Origin of the sequence: Campylobacter concisus (assembly GCF_002913945.1) — a bacterium.
In the GTDB taxonomy this organism is placed as follows: Bacteria; Campylobacterota; Campylobacteria; order Campylobacterales; family Campylobacteraceae; genus Campylobacter_A; species Campylobacter_A concisus_P.
Window position 1 is genome coordinate 1 of the sequence record NZ_POZK01000037.1, and the last position, 22,924, is coordinate 22,924.

The 22,924-nt window shown below is 29.6% G+C and carries 19 protein-coding genes; 11 read left to right on the forward strand and 8 right to left on the reverse strand.

Annotation, left to right across the window (positions count from 1 at the left end):
* The first annotated feature begins 23 nt into the window (after positions 1-23).
* The 7 genes from CYP64_RS08790 (at position 24) to CYP64_RS08820 (ending at position 11,598) form a co-directional block, all read left to right on the forward strand.
* On the forward strand, positions 24-245 hold the full coding sequence (locus tag CYP64_RS08790; RefSeq protein ID WP_103649460.1) for a hypothetical protein: 222 nt from the start codon (positions 24-26) through the stop codon (positions 243-245).
* Between the two features lie 1,265 nt (positions 246-1,510).
* Positions 1,511-2,275 carry a BsaWI family type II restriction enzyme gene (locus CYP64_RS08795; protein WP_103649461.1) on the forward strand — a complete coding sequence of 255 codons (765 nt, stop codon included), beginning with the start codon at positions 1,511-1,513 and terminating at the stop codon, positions 2,273-2,275.
* 1 nt (position 2,276) lies between these two features.
* Entirely contained in the window at positions 2,277-3,497 is a 1,221-nt protein-coding gene (locus CYP64_RS08800) for a modification methylase (RefSeq protein ID WP_103649462.1), read from the forward strand.
* Positions 3,498-3,734: 237 nt separating this feature from the next.
* The gene (locus CYP64_RS08805) at positions 3,735-7,019 is read left to right on the forward strand and encodes a CHAT domain-containing protein (RefSeq protein ID WP_103649463.1); all 3,285 of its coding nucleotides are present in this window, start codon (positions 3,735-3,737) and stop codon (positions 7,017-7,019) included.
* A 77-nt stretch (positions 7,020-7,096) separates the two neighbouring features.
* Positions 7,097-7,645 (forward strand): hypothetical protein, encoded by a 549-nt coding sequence (locus CYP64_RS08810; protein ID WP_103649464.1) that lies wholly within the window; start codon positions 7,097-7,099, stop codon positions 7,643-7,645.
* Positions 7,646-7,654: 9 nt separating this feature from the next.
* Positions 7,655-9,010, forward strand: coding sequence for a CHASE2 domain-containing protein (locus CYP64_RS08815; RefSeq protein ID WP_103649465.1), 1,356 nt, complete (start codon positions 7,655-7,657; stop codon positions 9,008-9,010).
* Between the two features lie 92 nt (positions 9,011-9,102).
* Positions 9,103-11,598: an NACHT domain-containing protein gene (locus CYP64_RS08820; RefSeq protein WP_103649466.1), complete on the forward strand. Its 2,496-nt coding sequence runs from the start codon at positions 9,103-9,105 to the stop codon at positions 11,596-11,598.
* Positions 11,599-12,812: 1,214 nt separating this feature from the next.
* On the opposite strand, the gene CYP64_RS08825 is transcribed toward CYP64_RS08820, so the two are convergent.
* The 5 genes from CYP64_RS08825 to CYP64_RS08845 all read right to left on the reverse strand — a co-directional run bounded on the left by CYP64_RS08825 (position 12,813) and on the right by CYP64_RS08845 (position 17,309).
* Positions 12,813-13,034: a hypothetical protein gene (locus CYP64_RS08825; protein ID WP_103649467.1), complete on the reverse strand. Its 222-nt coding sequence runs from the start codon at positions 13,032-13,034 to the stop codon at positions 12,813-12,815.
* A 2-nt stretch (positions 13,035-13,036) separates the two neighbouring features.
* Positions 13,037-13,723: an AAA family ATPase gene (locus tag CYP64_RS08830; RefSeq protein WP_103649468.1), complete on the reverse strand. Its 687-nt coding sequence runs from the start codon at positions 13,721-13,723 to the stop codon at positions 13,037-13,039.
* A gap of 379 nt (positions 13,724-14,102) precedes the next feature.
* Positions 14,103-15,395: a DUF5710 domain-containing protein gene (locus tag CYP64_RS08835; protein ID WP_103649469.1), complete on the reverse strand. Its 1,293-nt coding sequence runs from the start codon at positions 15,393-15,395 to the stop codon at positions 14,103-14,105.
* Positions 15,396-16,056: 661 nt separating this feature from the next.
* Positions 16,057-16,455, reverse strand: a complete 399-nt coding sequence (locus CYP64_RS08840; RefSeq protein WP_103649470.1) for a type II toxin-antitoxin system VapC family toxin — start codon at positions 16,453-16,455, stop codon at positions 16,057-16,059.
* A complete protein-coding gene (locus CYP64_RS08845) occupies positions 16,455-17,309 on the reverse strand; it encodes a hypothetical protein (protein WP_103649471.1) in 855 nt (284 codons plus the stop codon). The genes CYP64_RS08840 and CYP64_RS08845 overlap by 1 nt, the downstream gene beginning before the upstream one ends.
* A gap of 436 nt (positions 17,310-17,745) precedes the next feature.
* Between CYP64_RS08845 and CYP64_RS08850 the strand changes: the two genes are divergently transcribed.
* Positions 17,746-18,363 (forward strand): hypothetical protein, encoded by a 618-nt coding sequence (locus CYP64_RS08850; protein ID WP_103649472.1) that lies wholly within the window; start codon positions 17,746-17,748, stop codon positions 18,361-18,363.
* A gap of 344 nt (positions 18,364-18,707) precedes the next feature.
* Here CYP64_RS08850 and CYP64_RS08855 read toward each other — a convergent pair whose 3' ends face one another.
* The 3 genes from CYP64_RS08855 to CYP64_RS08865 form a co-directional block, all read right to left on the reverse strand.
* On the reverse strand, positions 18,708-18,965 hold the full coding sequence (locus CYP64_RS08855) for a hypothetical protein (protein ID WP_103649473.1): 258 nt from the start codon (positions 18,963-18,965) through the stop codon (positions 18,708-18,710).
* A 179-nt stretch (positions 18,966-19,144) separates the two neighbouring features.
* Positions 19,145-19,621 (reverse strand): AAA family ATPase, encoded by a 477-nt coding sequence (locus CYP64_RS08860; RefSeq protein ID WP_258032995.1) that lies wholly within the window; start codon positions 19,619-19,621, stop codon positions 19,145-19,147.
* 194 nt (positions 19,622-19,815) lie between these two features.
* Positions 19,816-20,247, reverse strand: coding sequence for a BspA family leucine-rich repeat surface protein (locus CYP64_RS08865; protein ID WP_103649474.1), 432 nt, complete (start codon positions 20,245-20,247; stop codon positions 19,816-19,818).
* Positions 20,248-20,818: 571 nt separating this feature from the next.
* Here CYP64_RS08865 and CYP64_RS08870 point away from each other — a divergent pair.
* Genes CYP64_RS08870 through CYP64_RS08880 form a run of 3 tightly spaced genes read left to right on the forward strand, consistent with a single transcriptional unit; the run spans position 20,819 to position 22,426 of the window.
* Positions 20,819-21,808: a tyrosine-type recombinase/integrase gene (locus CYP64_RS08870; RefSeq protein WP_103649475.1), complete on the forward strand. Its 990-nt coding sequence runs from the start codon at positions 20,819-20,821 to the stop codon at positions 21,806-21,808.
* Between the two features lie 40 nt (positions 21,809-21,848).
* A complete protein-coding gene (locus CYP64_RS08875; RefSeq protein ID WP_012000867.1) occupies positions 21,849-22,076 on the forward strand; it encodes a type II toxin-antitoxin system HicA family toxin in 228 nt (75 codons plus the stop codon).
* Complete coding sequence (locus tag CYP64_RS08880; RefSeq protein ID WP_103649476.1) at positions 22,073-22,426, forward strand: HicB family protein; 354 nt, start codon at positions 22,073-22,075, stop codon at positions 22,424-22,426. Before CYP64_RS08875 ends, CYP64_RS08880 begins: the two co-directional genes overlap by 4 nt.
* Positions 22,427-22,924: the final 498 nt, after the last annotated feature.

A 22,924-nucleotide genomic window follows, 5' to 3' on the forward strand; every position in this document is an offset into this window, starting at 1 on the left:
TAAAAATTTAGATAGGTGGTAATATGGAAGAGAATATCATATTAGATGAAAATACTTTGTCGCCATGGCTCAAAAAAGACTTACAAAAGTTTTTAGATTGTAAGAATTCAAATACTCATCCTAATTGTGATTTAAGCTTATACTGGAGCGAGCTTTACTCATCAATAAATATATCTCAGCTTAGCAAAGAGATTACAAAAGAGCAAGCGGAATATTTAAGAAAAAAATACTTAGGAATTTGCTAGAGTAGTTTTCTAATAAAAGTTAAAAAGAAAAATAGATTTTGGATTATATTTATTTTTTAAGAAAACATAAGAATTTACTTGTTTTTAGTTAAATTCTTAAGCCATTTTTACTACTTTAAGCTTCCCAAACTTAAATTTTATTATTTTACATTTTCAAAAGCCCAACAAATAGGGCATACCTATATTTTTATTTTGAAAATAATTGTTTTCAACAGCAAAAGAGCTGAAACACTATTTTAGGACTTTTAAAAATAGTGTTTCAGCTTGCAATATCCAAACATTTATCGATAACTAAAGGCCTAAATTTCAATAGTAAAATATTTAAGGTAATATTAATAAATGTTACGGTATAATAGAATGTAGCTCCCTTATACGCACTCAAGTTTAGTCTGGGAAAGGGAAAACATATGGATATCCATATAAAAATAGATCCAGAAGTTATTATTCCACTAATAACTATGATCTCATTGTTATTAAAGATATTTTTCTTTATAATATAAGGATTGTTCTTAATTGTTCTTTGTTCCGTGAGTTGGTATTTTACCTAGTATGCTCTTAAAAAAAACTTAAAATTGACTTACTAGGTACTTAAAATAAGCTAAAACTATAATATGTTTTAGGTGTATGGGAGTAAAAAAATAAACTGACTAGACTTGAGTGCCTATAAATTCTTAAAATATTTGCTAGATGATAAAAATTAAGATAGATCGTTGAATGATCAAATTTTAATTAATGATTACTTAAGTTTATTTCTAAAAATATTTGTTGTTTTTCTCTCTTACGCACGTGCACGCGATTTTTATCTTTTTAATATAATTTTTCTTTATCTTTTATAGGGCTTTGTAGGCTCGGTGTAGACAGGCTTAGAAAATTATTAAAGACCCAAATTTTCTACATTAAAGACCCAAATTTTCTACCAACAAAATAGACCTTTTTATATTAAAACTACAAATTTTCTACAATACTTTAAACTTCGAAATTTACGTAATTTTAACTACATCATACGTTTTATTGGGTCTTTAAAACAAAATAAAAAATTAAGATATTACCACGTCAAAACTATTAAAACTACAATTTTTCTACATTAAAGACCCAAATTTTCTACATTAAAACTACAAATTTTCTACTTATGGGGCTTTAATCAGATCATAACTCAATCCCCCCCCGTGAGAATTTAGAAAAAATAGCCGTCTGTTTTTAAGTTTTGATTTGTTAGAATCAAAACATTATTACATATTGGCTTAAGCTTAAAAATAAGGATCATTATGTACCAGCTAAGTGAGCAAGAACAAAATCTAATAGAAGAAATATCCAAAAAAGACTATATGGTAGCAGTATTAAATAGATTGAATGATTTTATTGGGAACAATAATAATAGGGATGTTTGTTTGAAGGCTTTTAATAAGATTTATGAGGCTATTGTGAGCTCAAAAGAAGAAAATGATAGGCTGCTCGAGACAAAAAGACAAGAAGGACTTATTAGAGATATAAGCCAATCAAGAAAAAGTATAGCTGGTAGTATTTTTTCTAACGCGATTATCTATGTTTTTTTAAAAAATAAGCAAGTTGGCAATATAAATGAAGATATTTTTATTACAAGCCGAAAATCTAAAGTTCCAAATTTTACGGAAATTTCAACAATTGAAGTGGGAGACGAAACTCAAAAACCAGACTGTGATCTGGTTATTTATAGGCTCAAGAATGATAATACATTAAAAAAATGCATTATCCTATCTCTTAAAACATCACTAAGAGAGCGTGCCGGGCAAACTTATAAATGGAAGCTTTTGATGGAGATTGCCAGCACCAATAACTCAATCAAAGAAAAATATGATATAACTTATAATCCACCAGTAGAACCGATAGTTTGTTTTGCAACTATAAATTTTTATAATGAAATAAACAATCCGCAGCAGAAGGGCATGTTCAAATTCTTCGACAAAGCTTTTATTGCAAGAGACTTAGAAGAAAAAGACGACTTTATTAGCTATTTGTCAGAAATAGCTGAATTTGTTAATAGTGAGCTGTAAAATGTACAAAGTTGTCAGAAACGAATCTTATGATTTTGTTAATGAAGGTTATGCTACGCTATACCCACAAATTCATAAATATCCTGCAACCATGCTTCCTCAAATCGGAGTAAAGATTTTAAAAGAATTTGATATAAAAAGCTCCGCAAACTTATTAGATCCCTATTGTGGAAGCGGTTCAAGTTTTGCCTCTGGTTTAGAAATTGGAATTAGCAATATGTCAGGATATGATCTAAACCCACTTGCGGTTTTAATATCATCTGTAAAATTTACAAAAGTAGATATCGATCATCTTATAAGGAGTAAACAGGATCTAAAAAAACAAATATATAGTTTTTTAGCCAACGAAGATACATATATAGAGCCTCCTGAAATTACTAATATGAATTTCTGGTTCAAACCAAATGTCATAAGGTTTTTATCGATTATAAAACATTTTGTAAATACTATTGTGAATAAAAATGTTCAGAACTTTTTTTTGCTGGTACTGTCCGAGCTGACAAGGGAATGCTCTAATACTAGAAATAATGAATTTAAACTTTTTAAAATGAAACCAGAAGATGTTCTTGCTTTTAATCCTGATGTATTGGAATTATTTTGGAAAAAATGTGATAATGCCATTGAAATATATCAAAAACATTATTTTGATAAAATTGACAATTTACATATAGACTTGGTATCGTCGGCCTTTGATGGTAAAAACAAATATGATGTCATTTTAACAAGTCCACCGTATGGTGATAGTAGAACAACTGTTGCCTATGGGCAGTTTAGCACACTGTCAAATGAATGGCTGGGGGTAAATAATGCAAGACAGATCGACAAAATCTTAATGGGCGGATTAAAAAATAAAGAACTAATAGATAAATCATTAATGCATGAGTATATTAAGGCAATCCATTCTATAGATGCTAATCGAGCTTTTGATGTTAATGCTTTTTATGTTGACCTTAAAAATTCTATTTCAAAAGTTGCAAAATCAGTTAAGAAAAATGGAAAAGCTTTTTATGTGGTTGGCAATAGAATGGTAAAAGGTATTAGGTTACCTACGGATCAATTTATTGCTGAAAGTTTTGAAGAAAATGGTTTTAAGCATGTAGTAACATATGAAAGACTTTTAAGCAATAAAACAATGCCAAAAAGTAATTCCCCGACCAACAAACATGGTGTGACAAAAGAAACTATGAACTACGAATATATTGTTTGCTGCGAAAAAAAATAGAAATACCATTAATAACAAACATTTGAAAATACTAAGTTAAAATAAAATATGGGCTAATTTCGTATATCTCAAAAGTATTTTTAAAGTGCCTAAAGTAGTCAAAAAACGTATGATGGTATATCCGCTATGTTTTTTTCAGAATAATATCTTTATTATATTATTTTTTAAATTTTCTTAAAATTATTGTTTAAGTTTTGCATAGTTATAATTTTTAAAAAGGACAAAAAGGGGTAACAAATGAAGAGTATTTTAGTTTTGTTATTAAGTATTTCTATTGTATTTTGTGCCGTAGAAAATGAACTTTATGCTGAGCATGTTGCATATAAAGAATATGGAAAAAAGGGAGATTATCAAAACGCTTTAAAGCATGCCTTAAAGCTCATAGGATATCTCACACCAAGTGATAAAAATAAGATTGATTATGCTAAAAATGAATATGGTAAGTTTATATCTTACATATACAATGATATAGCAACCTTTTACAAGAATTTAGGTAACTCTGAAAAAGAGATCGAGTATAACACGGAAGCTATCCGTGCTTATTTTAAGTATCTGTATGAAAGTTACGAAGAAAGACTCAAAGCCGATAAGAAAAAATTTGAAGATCCGGGATATATCGATGATGACGGCTGGGGAGAACAATTAGTAAGCTTAAAAAACAATATCTCTGTTGAGAACTATTGTCAAGATAGCTATGGTTGCGAAACTCATGATCTGGCTGTTGCATTTCGCAGTATAGGCGATAATGATAGAGCGCTAGATTTTTATAAACAAAGTATAGATTTTAACAGAGATTCAGGAACTGGTTTTATTTTTTCAGATGACTTTACTATTTACCAAACAATAAGGCTACTGAGGATAAAGTATGGAGAAAATAGTTTGCAGTTGGCTGAATTTTATTTAGATGTAGCAAATGGATATATATATGAAATAGGTGGTAAAAATAATGAAGCTGTTAGATACGTTACGGATTCCATAGATATATGTCTTGATCATCTTAAAAACGGTAAAGAAAATAAAAATGCTTTAGATCTATTATATAAGTCTTTTTTTCAATTAGGTGACTATATGAAATTTACAAAAAATTATGGTACCGTTATTTTGGCTGGAGAAAAGATATCCAAAGTCGTTCTTAAAACAAAACAACTTAACGACCTATACCACAATGTGCTAGGGGAGGCATACTTTAATGTTGGTGACTATGAGAAATCTATAAATTTACTAAAGGACATAGCCGCGGATTCAACTTACTATGATAAATCTAAGGCAATGTTTATACTTGCAAAAAGCTATCAAAAAGTAGGTCAATATAAAAACTCTAACACTATTTTTAGAGATTTAGTTAATCAAAAATTTAAATCGCTTATAAGCAATGGTGAGCTTGTTATTGGTTGTGGGAGCGAACCTGAGATAATGGAGCTTTATTATAATATCGCTCACAACTATCTTTCAGAAGGTAAAATAGATCTAGCTATAGATGACTATAAGCTTGCATATAATATTTATAATCATCCACTTGCTGAGTTTTGTTTATCATCAGATAATAAAGCGTATGGACTCAATTTAGAAATAATAGGCAGCACTCGTACCCCAAGCATATCTACAAAAGAACTCATGAAAAGCAATATACAAAATTATGACAAAATGGTAAAATATCAACAACCAAATGAAGCTTATAGTACAAGTTGGATATATTTTATAGATTCTGGTGCGCTGCTACACGAAATGGGTTTTTTGAAAAATGCTATAAAATACTACAAAGTATCAGAAGAATTTTTAGAAAAAAGAAATCCAGAACCACTTATCAACCTAAACATAGCAACAGCATATCATGGCTTAAAAGACTATAATAATGCAGCAGAATACGCTCAAAAAGCGTATATAGATTTTGATAATAATAGAAAAGAATCTTTTAAAAATTTACAAAGTTCTGACCAAAAGAAATTTCTGGAAAACAATGGCTTATACCTTCTTACGCTAGTTGATTCGATTTATCAAGCTGCACGGTCAAACAAGGCAAACTCAAACATCAAAGCCCTAAAATCATCTGCGTTTGATTTTTTTATCAACTCAAAAGGTAGTTTGCTAGATAAAGAAAACACAATAGCTATGATGAAGTATTATATAACTGATAAGAGCATACTGGATAAGATAGAGCAGTTTGAAGCCAAACAGAGAACACTAGCCGAACTAAACATTCAAAAAAAAGATAAAAATGAAATTGAAAAGCTAGAAAAAGAAATCGACAGCATCGAGTTAGAGCTCGCGAGTGCCTCTGAAAAATTCCAAGAGGAGAAAAAGCTAGAAAAGATCACTATCTCAGATATAGCAAACTATATAAACAATGATGAGTTATATGTGGATTTTGGTTATGCAAAAGAACAATACTTTGTTTTTATAGCTGATAATAAGAAAAATATAGATCTTTTTGTCTATAGCTACCAAGATAGTAAAAAGATTAATGATCTTATTAATAGTTTTAGAAAAGATATAGAAAAATTAGCAAAGAGTAGTGAGCAAAGTCACACTATCTCTAAAGAGAGTACTGAAACGCTATCAAGTCTTTATAAGCTAATCTTTAACAAAAATATAAGCCAAAAACTCGGTAACTACAATAAATTTATAGTTTCTACGGACGGAGCATTGCGACTTATGCCCTTTGAGGCTCTGATAACTGGCTCTGGTTATTTTATTGAAAATAATGATATTAGATACATAATGTCTGCAAAAGAATTTGTAAGAACGCATAGATTTAACACATCTGATACAAAAAATCACATGGCTGTCTTTAGTGACCCAGCATATGATAAGGTATCAAGTAACTCAGTAAAGGCTAATATATCTGATATCAATACTACAAACGTAAATGAAGAGGTTATGACTAGAGCCGTAAATTCTGTAGAATTTTTTACAAGGCTAAAGGGCTTTAAAGAAGAAGAGGAAGCGATCAAGGGTATATTTACTGACAATATAGATGTATATAACCGTGAAAATGCAAGCCTTGAAAACATGTTTAAGGTAACTTCTCCAAAAATTCTACACGTAACTACTCACGGGTTTTTTATAAATGATCGCAATATCATTAACCCTATGTTAAAATCAGGCATAGCCCTAAGCGGAGCAAATACAAAAACAAAAGATGGTGTTGTAACCGCATTAAAACTATCTGGATTAAATTTACAGGGAACTGATATGGTTGTATTATCAGCATGCGAAACAGGTGTCGTTGATATGGCAGATACTAATTCTGTTGCTGCACTACCAAAAACATTTATGCAAGCTGGCGTAAAAAACGTCATGATGAGTTTGTGGAAAGTGGATGACAAACAAACTGTTGGACTAATGAAAGATTTTTACAACAACATTAAAAATGTTAATCTCAATGAAAATGGGACTTGGAAAAGCCAAGCTAACAATAGCGAAAATGAATATAATGTGCTGTTAAAAAAAGCTAAACTCAATATGATAAAACAAGGGCTTCATCCATATTATTGGGCTGCTTTTATAATAAACGGAGAATAAGTTTTATACCGACTTAATTTCACTCCACTTTAAGTCGGTATGTATTAATATCTTGTTATTTTTAGAAAGGATTCACAATGGTAAAACTCACCATAGCACTATCACTACTGGCATCACTTGCTATTGCAAACGTATCTATAGCCACACAAGGCAACGTAGTATACCACATCGATGGCAAATCAAGCACTGGTAAAATGGCAGATGAAGGATCGCTGATTGAATACATAAGCGGAGATGGCAAGCTAAGTCTAAAAGATGACGTATCTAATAAAAAGCTGACTCTTAACAAGACAGGTGATCAGTACACTGCCAGTAAGTCATCTGGTATATTATCTCTTGCTGGTATAAAAGCTTACTTTGCAAAAGTTGAAGTAGAAAACAAAAACGCATTTACTAGAGGCGACTCGAACTGCGCTACATTTGATGCAAAAAAAGAGACACTAAAGCTTGCTCCAAGCATTAGCTCTATACTATACTACCGTAACGGAGAACTAGTAGATGAGTATAAAGTACAAGGTCAAAATATAATATCATCAAACAATTCAAAAGTATCATATAAATCAGGCGATATTATGAGATTTTTAGATAGGGATGAATACGACATATACTGCCTAGAAGTTAAATAAGCAAGTTTTATGACATTGTTAAACTTGATCAAGTCAAGCCTTTTAGTGATAGCTAAGAGTACACTAAGTCCAAAGCTAGCACTTTTAAAAGAACTGGGAAATTTTAAATTTTCTATTGTATTTGGAGTGCTGGCCGGGATTTGTTATCTAGTATATAATACAATATCTGACTATGAGTTTATCAGGAAAAATATAGGTGATGTTGAGTATGACATCACACTAAAAACATACTCACACATTAGCCAAAACCCCATAAATGCACCACATATAATAGTTATAATGATAGACGAAAAATACCTACGTGATCACAACCTAAGTAATGGAAACGAAACGCTAGGTTTTAACTACACGCCGCGATCGCTACTGGCAAATATACTAAATAAACTAGACTCTAAAATCGCAGGGCAAAAACCAAAAGGGGTACTGCTTGATTACTACCTAGCATATAGTGGTGATATAAATGGTACTATAACGGCTGATGATAAAACGATAATAGACGCACTAAATGCTCATGCAAAAAATTATCCGATATATATACCGACCTATACGAATAAGATGTTTATAGAGCCGTATCTTAATAAAAGCGTAAAATTTGCATCTGCTCAAGTAGATGAAAACAAAGACGGTGTAATAAGGGGCTATAGCCCATATATTTGTAAAGATGGCAAAAAAATAGCACATATAGCTAAGATCTTTAGCTCAAATAACAATAATGAAGGTAGCGAGTGTGATGCTGGCTATAAACCTAGTTTTAATGAGATGTTAAACTCTCGCATACTTTTTAAAAGAATAGATGATACATCCAAGGTTTCAAACTATAAAAATATCACTATTTATCAAGCAGGAGAGCTTGATAATATAGACGAAGACTTTAGTGATGCTATAGTGCTTATAGGATCTGACTATAAAAACTCAGGCGATATAATAAAAACAACCATAGATACAAGAAGTGGTGTGCTAATATTAGCTGATACTATAACAACAGCATCTATCTTGCCTAATGGACTTAAAAAAGTTCATCCACTTATAGCTGCCATGTCTTATACGTTAATGTTTTTTATTATTACTTGGACAGCGCTAAGTCTAATGGATAAGTTTAATATAAAAAATGACACCGTAAAAACAAATATTCTACTCATGTCTAATATACTAATATTTTTTATCCCTGCTAGTGGAATGATGTTTGCAGGATATTATTTATCTTGGGCTGTCCCTATGATACTATTTGAAGTAACAGATAAGATGATGATACTTGTAAAAGTAAAAAACAAAGTTGACACACTTGCAAAGCCTATACTAATAACCATTGCGGTTGCTTTAGCTATTATAGTTCTTGTGATAGTAGCAACAATAGCTATTTTATAAGATGTTGTCTGTTTGTGAATTCATTAAAAGTTGCGAACATATGTTGTTTTTATAATTTATTAAAATATTTTATTTTTAAAAAGGATTATTTCATGGTTGACTACAATACAAAAGCAAAGAAATTAGATCATGATACCAAGAAGAAGCTACTGCAGAGATTTTTAGGTAAAGAAAATGAATTTCACCATATTCTAAAGAAATTATTAGAAAAAATGCATCAAGAAAAAAATCCATATATAGAGATTTTACAAGGATCAAATGAGAATGGCAAAGACCTTGTTATGGAGTATGATGGATCTACTGGCAATAAAAAGTATACAGCGTTTGTTGTAAAGGCTTTAGAAAAATTAGATGGTAAAGCATCTGGAAAAACAACAGAAGTAGTAACACAAGTTAAGCAGGCTTTTAATTTGCCAGCGAAACTGAATGATAAAAATGAAATGGTAACCATTTCCGATGTATGCATTGTTAATCTCGGTACGATTACACAAGGTGCTCAAGAAAGAATTCTATATGAAATAAAAGAGGCTCCCTATAAAAATAATACTGAATTTATGGATATTACAAGGTTAATAAATTTATTTGAACAATATTATCCAGAATTCTTTTTTAATGGGAGCATGGAATCATTTTTGTTGGATCGCATAGAAAAGATAGAAGAATTTCTGGGAGACAATAATGACGATGAGTATTTTATTCAGCCAAATATTAAAAAAATTATGAGGAGCAGACAAGAGTTAATAATAAGCGATAATGATAAAAATACCCTCAATAGGATAGGCGAACAAATTTTTGGCAAAAAAGAAACTCTTGATTCTTTTTTAAAAATATTAATGTCAAAAACTAAAAAGAAATTTTTACTAACCGGCGACGCAGGCTCTGGAAAGTCCATTTTGGTATTTAAAATGGTGCTCATTTCTATAAATTATTTATTAAAAGAAAACCACAACCACATCCTTTTGGAAGAAAAAAAGGATTTTGCATTACCTGTATGTTTTAGGGCTATTGATTTTATTAACAGTTATTCACTGCATAATTTTTCCAATATTATAGAATCTTTTTATGGTAATATGATTGCCATAAAGCCAAATTTAATTATTATAGATGGAATAGATGAAGTAGGAAACGAAATAAGAGATAAGATAAAATGTAATATTGAAAGTTATTTAAGCAAGAGTAATAATAATGCAAATATACTTTTTACGTCTAGAATAAACTATGGAATAATAGAATCTTTTTTCGAATATGAGAATTATGAGCTTTTGCCATACGGTGTAAATCAGGCGATATCTCTCATTAAAAAAATAATTAAAACAAACAATATATCAATCAATATTGTAGAAAAGAGCATAAACGAACTAGAGGGACAAATACCATTCTATCCTTTGGCGTTAAAGCTTTTAATGGATGTTGTAAAAGAAAAACATGAGATTCCAGCATCCATTACGGAGTTATACAACAGGTATGTCAGTCTAATTTTTGGTGAATATAAAACGACAGATGTTGATATTGACAAACTTTTTGAGCCAAAAATAAAAAAAGACTTTTTAGCTAATTTTGCATATCAATATTTTTTCAAACAAGATAAGACTATCGTGAACAAAAATGATTTTATTGAATGCGTTAATTTCTTTTGTAATAAATATAAGTTTATAGCAGATAAGCATAGTTTTATTGATACTATTACTAGAACGTCTCTTATTAAAATAGACGAAAATGGCAATATGTCCTTTTCGCATAAATCATTTCTAGATTATTTTATTGCATTATATTTTAGGGACAATAAAGAAGAGTTAGATGATATTGATCAGTTTGACATATTGTTTGATTTGTATACTTCTGATGGCCTATGGGAGGATGTTGCTTATTTTTATTTTGGGTTAAAAACAAAGCTTAATCAAAAAGATTTGGAAAAGTTAAGTAGTAGGATAGAGTCCTTGGAAGACAGATTTGAAAAAAATATCAATATAATGTTTTTAGGTAAGCTTCTACAATATGGTTGGATGACCGAAAATACTATAAAAAATAAGGTTATAGAAAAGGCAATAAACAATTCTTTAAATTTAAAAGATGACCTTAACTCTGTATTTCAGAAAATTCTAAAAATAACAAATCCACCAAAAATACTTAGTAGCATAGCAATGCTCCATTTAACTGGAATGTATTATTCTAGTATGTTCATTGTTGACGAAGTAAAAAATATAATTTCTGAGGTTGCAAATACTCCGATATCCGATAGTAGTATAGATTTACAGCCAGATGAAAATAAGCTCTACTTTTGCACTATCTACATACTATCAAATATAGATTTATTAGGAAAAGAATATGTGGGAGATATTTTGCTTAAGTTTTTGCCGCAAATAAATAGGATGTCAAATATTGAAAACAATCTATTGTTGACTGTAATAATAGATATATTCAAAAATAAAAATAAATTAGACAACAAAGAAGATCTTAACCTATGTATAAAAAAAATAGTTAATAGGCAGAAGAGAAAATACCCCGAATTGATAAAAAGCATATTTTCTATAAAAAAGAAGAAGGACTTTAAAAAACTACCATCCTACAAACATAAAAAGGCAAATTAATATGTTTGTATGCCGTAGGTAAAAAGTTAAAATGTTAGCAGAAAAATTAAAAAATCGAAGAGAATAATTATACTGTACAATTTCTCTATTGTGTGGTATACAAAGATGATCTTTTATATATAAATTTTTAAGCTTAGAATAGAATAAAATAGATTCTAAGAAGTACTCAGAGGGCTTTAGACAACGAATGAAAGTGTGAATTTGCAAGATTTGATATTGATAAAATTAACAAAAATAAAAAAATTGATTATCTTTTCATATGGAGACTTTTATCAAAACGAAACGAATTTTAGTATCCCAATCATTTAAAAGAGATATTCAAAGATAAACCCAAATATTTTCTATCTTTTTTCAACCTAAAAGAAATTTGTACTTTCCCGCTGGGTGCCGTTGTTGAAAACCAGAAAAAACGGAACTAGCGCAGGAAATATTCACAATCTTCAAATAAGTGTCGGCAATGGATTGCTGGTGACCAAAAATCTTAAGAACATACCTATTTTAGACGAGTTTATGAGTGAGTTACCTGAAAAATAGGTAAATATAATATTGGCTGGCATAAAAATCAGCAAAAATATTCAACCTTTAAAGATATTTTATCTGGAAGAATGGTTATTTTTCCGCATTATGAAATCGCAAGATATTTCTACTTTACATCAGCATCTATGACTAGACAAATTATGTCGGGGGCTCAGGGGCAAAACAGTTCATTGGATGGTCTTTACAAAAAAAGCAACATTAGATGAGATATACTTAAAATTCAATACAAATAATATTGATGCAGAAAATATATAGATTTGCTATAGACAAATAAACTCAATCTACGTCAGAAAGTACAAAATTTAAAATAGTAAATCGGCTTGTAAATTATTTAGTAATCTGCTTAGTTTTAAAAAGCTTGAATGATAAACCTATAAATAAGCAGCTTTTACTTTTAACAAATACTAAATGAACCTGCTAAAGAAAAATAACCATGATAATAGTCAAGCAAAATCAAAAACCGTTAGCCTAAACAATAATACACATTTCGCGGGCGGTGAAAGAGCAAATTAATATGACAAGTAATAGAATGTACAAATTTAATATCACTAAACAAAAAAAGAAGAAATTTTATGAGCATCATATTTTCTAAAACTTAAGCTCATTACCATACCCTATATACTTTTTATAATATTAAAATCATATTTTTTAAATATAATTATAATATCTAAACAATATTAGTTGAAAATTTTAAAGCGAATGTATTGATTTACACCCATGCCAATTTTTTCTGCTTCTATCTTTACACGCTCAAATTCATCTTGTGTAAAATAAAGTAAAAATGACTTATCTCGTTTTAAATTTTTAGGCTTTTTTACTTCTGATGTTTCTCCTCTTGCTTGATTTATAAAATTTTCTTCACTCGTAGCTGGAGTTGTATTTACTTTTTTAAAACCCATTTTTAATCCTTAATATTTTCTTTTACAACTTGTAATAGCTCAGCATAAAAACTTTCAAAATCTTCAAGCGCCCTATCCCCGTTTTTGCAAAATTCACTTAAACTATTGCCATTTGAAACCGTTTTTCTATAAGCTTGTCTTTCGTAAATAACAGAGTTTAATAAAAAGACATCACTTAAATTTCGCTCTTTTTTTGCATCATCAATGTATTCACGCATACTTTCAAGCTCTTTTGCCAAAAAAGGATTTGGAGAAACGCGGTTTACAAGAATAAGCGTAAGTAAATTTTCGTTTAATTCCTTAGCCTCACTACTAAGATCAAGCATTCGGTCAAGAACACTCACATCATACTGTGATGGTATAGTTGGTATAATAAGCACATTTGATGACAGCATAGCTTTACGCATCTCTTTACTATCACGACCGCCAGTATCAACTACAATAGAGTCAAAGTTATCTCGCATACGCTTTATCTCATCGCCCAAGCTAACACCTGTTTTTGATACGCTTGAAAATAGCGGTTTTAGACTTGATTGGCTTCTAATATCTGAAAAAACTTCAGTTGAACGTTGTGGATCGGCATCTATTAAAAGGACATTATCTCCATCCTCTGATAGCCTAGCTGCTAAATTTACAGCGAGCGTAGTCTTGCCACTACCACCCTTTTCATTTACAATAGATATGACCATTTTTAATCCTTTCCTTTTTATGGAATTATATCATAAAAATATCTTTTTCATATCTATATATTTTTATATAAATATTATTATCATATTATTATAATATTTATTTCATATAATCTCTTTAGTTAGGAATATAGATAAGAATTATAAATATTAATACACAAAAACACAAATTTGAGAATACTTATTCTGCTATGATAAAAGATATAATTAATTAGTAACCCTCTATACAAAAAAATAAAAATAGGTATTTATTAGCAGGCAATACAACCACAAAAGCGATACATAATTTTCAAATCACAATAGAAAGCATTATTGTTTTATATAATATTATTATAATATCTAAATCATATAAAAATAATATTATATAAATATATTTTAGATATTATAATAATATTTCTAATTGACGCCCTACTTCGTCAATTCCTCTGCTATTATACAAATCATTAAAGTCACTATATCCGCTAGAAATTTCTGTATCATTAAAATTTGGGATACAGACACTTACATTTTTAAAATTATTTTTAATCTGCATTGCCTTTTCTTTTCCAATATTAAACCCGCTCTCTTTTTCTTTCTTGGCATCATTATCAGCAGCAATTATGATATGTATATTACAAAACCTTGCAGAAAAATTCTGAACTACAAATTCTAAATTACCCACATCAAGTCCAACTATCACAGGCAACCTACAAGCTTCATGAACGCTTGCTGCAGTGGCAAAACCTTCACATATATAAATTTTATTATATTTTGATAAAGCCTCAATATTAAGTTGAGCTGAATTTTTATTATAAAGATCCATATCATCACTTAAAATAAAAAAATTTCCTCGCTTCTTAGCAAGAAATTTTTCACCATTTTTCTTTTGCTCTTTTGAAAGTAGGGCGCCTATCATCTTATTTCCATTTGGAAATATCCGCTGAAGAGACCAAAATTTTTCGTTGATATCAAAAAGTGGCATAAGAATATTTCCAAATCTATCCTGTTTTAAACCGTAATTACTATAAACTCTTTTCTTAACGAAGTAAGCATGATCTAAAACAGCAAATTTTGCAGCCAAAAACTCATCAAATAAAATTTTAGCTGTTTTTTTATATTCGTCTTCTAGTTCCTTCTCTCTTTGTAACTGCTTTTGAATAAAATTTGTATTGTCTTTTGCTAATTTCTGAGTTTTTTTACTATAAATAAGTTCACCAGAATAGGGCAATATGTCTAATGTCTCATATTTCCAATTACTACTAAATCCACTTTTAAAATTTTGTATAAACCCGGCTGGTGAGCCATCTAAATAACCAACATATGCACCACTTTTTTGCGCACCCTTATCACCATCTACTCTAACACGTCGCAAAATTCCATCCATTATTGGCGTATCTACTTCAAGCCCAGCCGAATTTAAGGCAACTTTAAATTTTGAAGATACATCAGTAATATCAATTTGATATTTTTGAGAATAGGGCACTTTGAATTTTGTAATACCATCTGATAATACAGTTTTTTTATTAGCTCCTTCTTTTTTATTTTCTTCAAGTAGCTTTACTAATGCCTCAAAATCAAAAGTATCATAAATAAACCATCTTTTTTCGTCACTATCCCACATAGCCCCCATTGTTTTTGCAGTATTTTTTAGATAGTAGGGTACATCAACATAAATTTTTTTTCTTTTCCTTGGCATATAAAAACCTATCATATTCATAGTAATAAAATATTATTATATTATCTTTATAATATTATTATCATATTTAAATAATATTATAAAATTTAAAATAAACAAATTTCTCTTTGTTATTATACTAAGTTTCTATATCCCTCTTTACAATGACACTTTTATAAATTCAATAAAAACTTTGAACTTATTTTTATTGATCTTGTAAAAACAAGTAACATCGATCAGGATATAAAAACATAATCAACAACACAAATATTATCTCTTAATGAAATAAAAAATCTCCAAAAAAAACAAAATTCGATCTTATATAAAATTTTTTCCCAAAAAAAGAAACAAATACTACATTAAAGAAAAATCAAAGACCATAAAATAAACCAATAATAATAGTCTTTCTTTTTTGGTGTTTTATTTTTGTGCGAATTTTTTGCAAGCAAAAAATTAATAGCACAATTATAAAAGTTCAAAAGTTATTTACTTTTGATTTACCTTATTTTTGGTTCCGGCAAAAAGAAAAGAATAAGAAGGGAAAACGCTATAAAAAATGGTCTTAAAGTGCGGTAATTTGGTGGATCGTAGCTATTTTATATTTTCCCATGCCTGGGAAAAATGGTTTTCTGTGTGGGAAAAATTTAACCACACTAGCAAAATTTTTCCCAAGAAATTATAATTAACCATAATTTTTTACAGCAATAGCAATTTTTGGGAAGTTTTTATCGCACGTGTATATAACTTCGCAGCCTTCTTTATCTGCGCAAAAATATTGCAATGCATCCTCCAAGTCGGCGTTAGAATTTTTAGAGTACTTTATAGCCTTTTTTATTGTTTCGACACCAAAGCTTGCTAGCTGCCATTTTTGAGTTATCACTTCTAGAAAGTCAAGCAATATAAGCTGTTTTTGCTTTGAATGACGTAAATTGTAATAAAGTGTGCTAATACTATCTTCACTAATAACAATATTAGTGCCATTTCGCATTAAATTTTGCATGAGTGCAACAGCTTTTTGGTTATTTGCTCTATCAGTATCAATAATATCAATAATAATATTTAGGTCAAAAAAGACTTTCATTATTCATCCCTTTGGTTTAGTTCGTCTGATTTAGCAGCCCTAAGTGACTTAGCATCACCTTTAAAATCACCCTTAAACGCTCCAACAAATTTCATAATATCAGCAATATCGCTCTCTACGCCGCTTGCTGCTTCATTTGTTGTTTCAGATTTTACCTCGATGGCTTCTGGCTTGTCCTCGGCTGGCTCCTCATCATGTTTTTTTGATATCACAATCTCAGTCTCACTCTTATTTGCTGAATGTTGAATCTGTTTTACGCTATCGATTTGAAAATCATCGGGGGCTGCCAAAACCTTATCAAATCCATCATAGGCTGCGTCAGTTAAAATTTCTTTTGTCATCTCAAGTGTTTCGAAATTAAATGTTTTAACAGTCGTTTGTCTTAGCTGCTTGAGGTCTTTTATTGAACCTTTGCCCACGATTTGTGGATTGAGCATAAATGAGTTTTTACCTATAATGTCGAATTTATCCTTGTCATTTTCACTGATTTTAAAAATTGCCTGCTTATCTTCTAACTCTTTCAGTGCACGATATACACTTGATTTTGCTAGGATCTTTCTTTCTTCAAAGTATTTGACAAAATCACTATCATATTTAAAGATGTTTTTATAATTGACATTTTTTATCATCACTAAAAAAACCGTTCTAGCATTGTTTGAAAGATTTTCAACTAAAAAGTCTAAGTTTTCAACAAATACTTTTATAAATGCGTCTTTTGACTGTTCTTTTTGCAAAAAGCTTGTTACTATCGTTTTTACTTCACCAGTTTGACTATCTACTATCTCTTGCGTACGATTGTAAAGCCTTGCACTTGTAGAACGAGATTTTTCAAGGTCTATAATCTCTCTTGCCATATTTATCCTTTTTTCATTTTTTGACACGAATTTACATTTTTTCGCCTTATTGCCTACTTAATTTTTCCCAAAAAATGATACAAAATTTATCATTGTAGAAAAATTTTTCCCAGAAAAAAATATTTTTATTTTAAAAACCATGGTTTAAGTCAAAATTATTTATAATTTTTACTATAAGAAGGAGATCCAAAAATGGAACTGGTTATAGGCTTGAAGATGGCAAAAACAAATTTTTTATAATAATACTTTTTCTGTTTTGTATCAATATATTTTATGCAATAAGCAATCAATGCTCCGCCTAAATTTTAAATATTTTATAAAATTTAGATAAAATATCATATCATTTTTAAAATTTAAGTTTTGATAAGGAGTAATCATCCAAATTAGGCATTTAATTGAAAAGGCAAAGTATTCAATTATCTCGGTAAAAGACTATATGGCTTCATCTGACATTTTTGATGACAGCAAAAAACAAGAGATGATGCAAGCATTAGATGATTTTGCCAATCAGGTAAAAAATATAGAGGCTTTACCAATAAATCCAGCCAATATCGAAGAAACCGAAGCATTACTAAAGTTGCTTGGATTACATATTGCAGCAGCTGGAGTAGAGATTGGTTGCGATATTAATTACGCTAAATTTTACGAGTGGTATGATAAAAATATCCAAATACATATTAATCCAAAAGGAGAAGAGATGAAGCCGATATTAGTTTATGACAAGTTGTTGTTTGATTATAAGGAAATAAAAGTAAATATACCTGCAAGTGAAATACGTGTCATAATTGATAGATTTCCATTGCTAGAAAACGAAAGACATAAAGAATATTCAATAGCCGTATGTTTTTGGGATGCACTTGGTAGAAAAATTGAAGATTTTAGGTTTAGATATGAGAAATTAAAAACAAATGGAGACCTTTCAAAACAACTTACAAGGGAATTGCTCGAATTCTTTGTGTTAGAAGACAAGAAAGCTGACTATATATTACTGCAAGATGATAACGAAAAAATACTCGAAATTTTTTGTAATGTTTTAAAGAACATAGAACCATAATTAATATGCAGGTTATAGATTATTCTAACCTGCATATCCAACAAAAATTAAAAAATAATTTTATATAAACCAAATATAAATTTGTTTTGATTTAGATCCATTGTTCTTATAGCTCCAGCGTCATCAATAATTTCGATTTGCCAAAGCTCTTTAGCATTTTTATACTCTCTTTTGTTATAAAATCTATAACCTACACCATCGAGTTTTATATGCTCGTCCTCTTTGAAATTTATGACATCTTTACCATTGGCAGCAACAAAATTAAACGTGCTTTTACCCTCTTGTCTTTGATACTGTGGTTTTGAGTCTTTATGGGCTAAAAATCACACTTTTTTAACTAATTTTTATAATTCACTCAAAATTTTCTGGTTTATTTCCTTGAGAGCTTCTTTTACCATAGTATTTATTTCTTGCTCTTTGCCAAGCCTTGTTGCGAGATCTAAAATAACATTATAAAGCATTATATTATCCTTTGGAAACCTAGCACACTCCATCCCTGCTACTATGTAACTTTCTACTATCTCGCCCAACTCTTTTGGACTTTTTGTCGCACCTAGCTTTGCCAAAAGCTCGTCTGCAAGCTCTACCTTTTTTAATGCCATTGTTCTTTCCTTTCTGATTTTATTTTATAATATTCTTTAATTTACTGTTTTTTATAACGTTTTCAAACCATTCTATTTTATTGGGCGAATAAATGGTGATTGTGCCATTTTGTTTTTTAGCGATAAAATTTAAATTTGAAAATTTTTGTTTTTCTCTATCCTCGATCAATTCACTATTATCAAAAAAAATAAATTTCATCGCATACTGGGATAATGCGGGCTAAATTTTCAAAGCTTTGCGAAAAACGCCTTTCAAGCGTTGCTTCATCAATGGAGTGTCCATTTCTTGCTGCTCTTATGGCCACTCGCTGTTTTGAGAGTTCAATGCTATTTAAACCAACATAATAAAGAGTAATATAGCAGCAAGCCTCTTTTGCTTCTTGTATAAATTTAACTATGCTATGACCGCTAAGAGTAGTTTCTATATTAAAATCTATTCCGCTCTTGATGTAAGATTTTCTAAGTTTTAGTGCAAGCCTGCCAGCTCTATTTTGATCTTTTGGATCTTTCCAACCACCAAATTCTCTAACGATTTCATCAGAATTTATCCTTGCACCATAGATGACAGAATCTGCTTCTAACTGGTTGATATAAAAAGTGGATTTATCTGCGCCATTTACACCTGCAAATATATATAGTTTCTTTTGATCGTCCATTTCTTATCTCTTTAATCTTTTAAATTCTAAAGCCAAAAAGCCTAAATTTACACCTTTGAACTTTTTTCTGGGAAATTTTTAGACCCTACCATCTATTTTTGTCCCAAATCCTGACATAACTTTTTCAAGTGTAGAATATGCCAACCATAACAATGCTACGTCTTTAAGCTCATTCCGTGTTGGTCTTTGCAGGTTCATAGTTTATTTATATTGTTACTTGAAAAGCCAGCTTTATTAAATGGAGATGGTTTAAACTCTTGTTTCATAGAACTATTGCCTAAGAAAGGGTCTGCATTAACAATCTTTTCGATACTATCTAATTTCCAACTTGATAAATCTTGGTTGAAATTTGTAAAAGCAAAAGCGTTAGTCATATCTTTTACTTTACTTACATCCCATAATGATATATCTTGATTAAAATTTTGGCAACCATAAAAAATCTCTTTCATATCTATGACGTTACTTACATTCCATTCCTCTATTCCATCAAAATTTTCTCTTTTACTGTCCTTAAATAAAAAACTCATATCTGTTATATTAGTAACATCTATCTCAACTAAATTTATGTCAGGATTAACAACAAGGTTTTCTAAATCTTTTTTTGTTTTTGGTGTAAAAATTACCATTTTTTATCCTTTTTTTAAAAATTTAAAATTCTTGCATAAGCTTTAAATTTATGTCTTTTAATGCCTCTTTAATCAAGCATTAGCTTCTTTGTCTTTACCAAGCCTCTTTGATAAGTCTAAAACAACATTACAAAGTGTAATATTCTCATTTGAGAAGTTAATACAATTTATGCCTGTTTTATATAGCATTCTACCACTTCACCCAACTCTTTTAGACTTTTATTTACTTTAAGCTCTTTTAAAAGCTCATCTGAAATTTCTATCTTTTTAAGTGCCATTTTTAATCCCCTATCTCTAAGTTAATAATAAAGATACTTATAATATAAGTAATATATTATTATAGCAAATAATATAAAATAAATCAATATTATATTAAATTAATAGCATATTTTATAAAATAGTATATATAATATAAAAATTACTTGACAATACAATCTATTATGATATAATTTCTAGATATATTTACATAATAATTATTAAAAATAAGAGCAATTAAAAAATCTGTCCTTGTGATAAATCGTAAAAAATATTTTACATAATAAGCTATTATGTTAATAAAAAGGATAAATTTATGAAAAATAACGAGAAATTAGACTTCGCAGACGAGATGGAAAAATATAAAGATAATTTCATTTCTTACAATAAAATAGCAGACAAGAGTATTAATACAATTAGTACCTATAAAAATTGTCTTAATGGCTTTATAGAGTTTTGTTATGAGAATAATGATATAATTAGCTTTAATAATCTAAGTCAAAAGCATATAACTGATTATTTTATATGGTTAGATGTTTTATATAGAAAAAAACAGCATAAAAAGAGTACTACTAGAGCTAAAAATATATCAAGCTCAACAAAGATTAGTTATTTAACTATTTTAAAGATTTTTTTTAAGTATATTACTAATAATAACGATAAGCTTATTGACTTAGAGAAAATATTAAATAATTATAAGATCGCCAAGAAAAAAGTAAATAATTTTGAAAATTTTATGAAAGAGGGTGAGAGAGATAAAATTTTAGACTATATAGAAAATAAGCTGACTAAAAAACCTGAATATAGATATATCAAGAATTATAGAAATTCGTTGCTTATAAAACTAATGCTAAAAAGTGGGCTTAGAATAAGCGAGGCACTAAATCTTAAATTTTGTGACTTTCAAGAGAGTGATGACGGAGAATTTTACGATATAAATATACTAGCCAAAGGTGGAGAGTATCAAACGGCATATATACCAAAAAACCATATAGAAGATGATTTTGAAAGGCTATCTAGCATATATCCACCTGAAAGCTATATTTTTACAAATAAAAACGGCGATAAGCCCATTTCTAGGCAATGCGTATATACTTTACTGGAACGTATATATAGAAAATGTGGCATAGTAAATAAAAGGGGTTGCCATATTTTAAGGCACTCATTTGCTATGAATATGGTTGAGAAAAATACAAATTTAGGCGTTATCCAAAAGGCTCTTAGGCACAAAAAGATACAGACTACTATGATATATGCAGACGCTACTGGAGATATGGTGAAAAAAGAGATGAAAAGGGTGATGTAAGCAAGAAGTGTGTATAATATACATATAAAAAGGTAAAAATTTGAGTAAAAATGACAAATTATTAAAAGAGCTTGAAAACAATCCTAAAAATGTAAGATTTGAAGTACTTGAAAAGTTGCTTTTAAATAATGGCTTTAATTTACGTGGCATAAAAGGTTCACATCATCAATTCACAAATGGTAAAATTTTGCTTACTTTGCCATATAAAAAGCCGATGAAAACGTATTATGTCAAGCTAGTTCTAGACGCCATAAAGGATAAACAATGAAAAATTTAGACTACTATCTAAACCTACCGTATAAAATAGAGCTTAAAAAAATACCACAAAACCAAGGTGGTGGCTGGGGTGCGTTTATGCCTGAACTTAATAACATTGCGTTTTTTTATGGTGATGGCGAAAGCAAAGAAGAAGCCCTTGCAGAGCTTGAAGAAGCTTTTAAATTTACGATAGAAACAGCACTTGCTGACGGTATAAATATACCAGAGCCAATCGACGAAAACGCCAAAGTTCGCATAAATTTAACCATACCAAAAGGTGTTTTAAACGCTATTGATGCTGTAACTTCTAACCGCTCGGCGTGGCTAAGCGAGCTTGCTAGAAAAGCGTTGGCGATTTGATGTTAATTGCAAAAAATTAGATTATTACTTAAATTTGTCATACGTTTCAATCGTTGTGAAAGACAAAGACTTTGATGGCTTGTTTTACTTCTACGCTTACTACAACGTATGCAAGACTAGCCACGTCTTATAACGGCAAAAAGATGAAATAGATGTTGAAAAAGCTATAGACTACCTAGAAAACGAAATCTGGTAAAGAGCCTATGATGAGCCATATCGTCTTGAGTTATCACAAAGACCAAATAAACAAGGGATTTAATGATTTTTAATGTGTTATCACTTTTATTGATGTATGCTGTATGTTACTTTGTGTTGTATGATACGAAGTTTGACAAATTTAACAAACAAGAAAGTTTTTAGCATAATATGCATCTTATAAAAGGTTTTTATTTCTTAAAATACCTTTTTTTAATTTCACCCACTCTTCGGAGCGGTGTGTTTTTATTATTACACAATAATTCCACTTTATGCTATATAGTTGTAAAAATATTTTTAAAA

What these genes read in the sequence shown, in the direction of transcription:
- CYP64_RS08790 (WP_103649460.1), top strand. Translation starts at nt 24, where the DNA reads ATGGAAGAGAATATCATATTAGATGAAAATACTTTGTCGCCATGGCTC.
- CYP64_RS08795 (WP_103649461.1), top strand. Translation starts at nt 1,511, where the DNA reads ATGTACCAGCTAAGTGAGCAAGAACAAAATCTAATAGAAGAAATATCC.
- CYP64_RS08800 (WP_103649462.1), top strand. Translation starts at nt 2,277, where the DNA reads ATGTACAAAGTTGTCAGAAACGAATCTTATGATTTTGTTAATGAAGGT.
- CYP64_RS08805 (WP_103649463.1), top strand. Translation starts at nt 3,735, where the DNA reads ATGAAGAGTATTTTAGTTTTGTTATTAAGTATTTCTATTGTATTTTGT.
- CYP64_RS08810 (WP_103649464.1), top strand. Translation starts at nt 7,097, where the DNA reads ATGGTAAAACTCACCATAGCACTATCACTACTGGCATCACTTGCTATT.
- CYP64_RS08815 (WP_103649465.1), top strand. Translation starts at nt 7,655, where the DNA reads ATGACATTGTTAAACTTGATCAAGTCAAGCCTTTTAGTGATAGCTAAG.
- CYP64_RS08820 (WP_103649466.1), top strand. Translation starts at nt 9,103, where the DNA reads ATGGTTGACTACAATACAAAAGCAAAGAAATTAGATCATGATACCAAG.
- CYP64_RS08825 (WP_103649467.1), bottom strand. Translation starts at nt 13,034, where the DNA reads ATGGGTTTTAAAAAAGTAAATACAACTCCAGCTACGAGTGAAGAAAAT.
- CYP64_RS08830 (WP_103649468.1), bottom strand. Translation starts at nt 13,723, where the DNA reads ATGGTCATATCTATTGTAAATGAAAAGGGTGGTAGTGGCAAGACTACG.
- CYP64_RS08835 (WP_103649469.1), bottom strand. Translation starts at nt 15,395, where the DNA reads ATGCCAAGGAAAAGAAAAAAAATTTATGTTGATGTACCCTACTATCTA.
- CYP64_RS08840 (WP_103649470.1), bottom strand. Translation starts at nt 16,455, where the DNA reads ATGAAAGTCTTTTTTGACCTAAATATTATTATTGATATTATTGATACT.
- CYP64_RS08845 (WP_103649471.1), bottom strand. Translation starts at nt 17,309, where the DNA reads ATGGCAAGAGAGATTATAGACCTTGAAAAATCTCGTTCTACAAGTGCA.
- CYP64_RS08850 (WP_103649472.1), top strand. Translation starts at nt 17,746, where the DNA reads ATGGCTTCATCTGACATTTTTGATGACAGCAAAAAACAAGAGATGATG.
- CYP64_RS08855 (WP_103649473.1), bottom strand. Translation starts at nt 18,965, where the DNA reads ATGGCATTAAAAAAGGTAGAGCTTGCAGACGAGCTTTTGGCAAAGCTA.
- CYP64_RS08860 (WP_258032995.1), bottom strand. Translation starts at nt 19,621, where the DNA reads ATGGACGATCAAAAGAAACTATATATATTTGCAGGTGTAAATGGCGCA.
- CYP64_RS08865 (WP_103649474.1), bottom strand. Translation starts at nt 20,247, where the DNA reads ATGGTAATTTTTACACCAAAAACAAAAAAAGATTTAGAAAACCTTGTT.
- CYP64_RS08870 (WP_103649475.1), top strand. Translation starts at nt 20,819, where the DNA reads ATGAAAAATAACGAGAAATTAGACTTCGCAGACGAGATGGAAAAATAT.
- CYP64_RS08880 (WP_103649476.1), top strand. Translation starts at nt 22,073, where the DNA reads ATGAAAAATTTAGACTACTATCTAAACCTACCGTATAAAATAGAGCTT.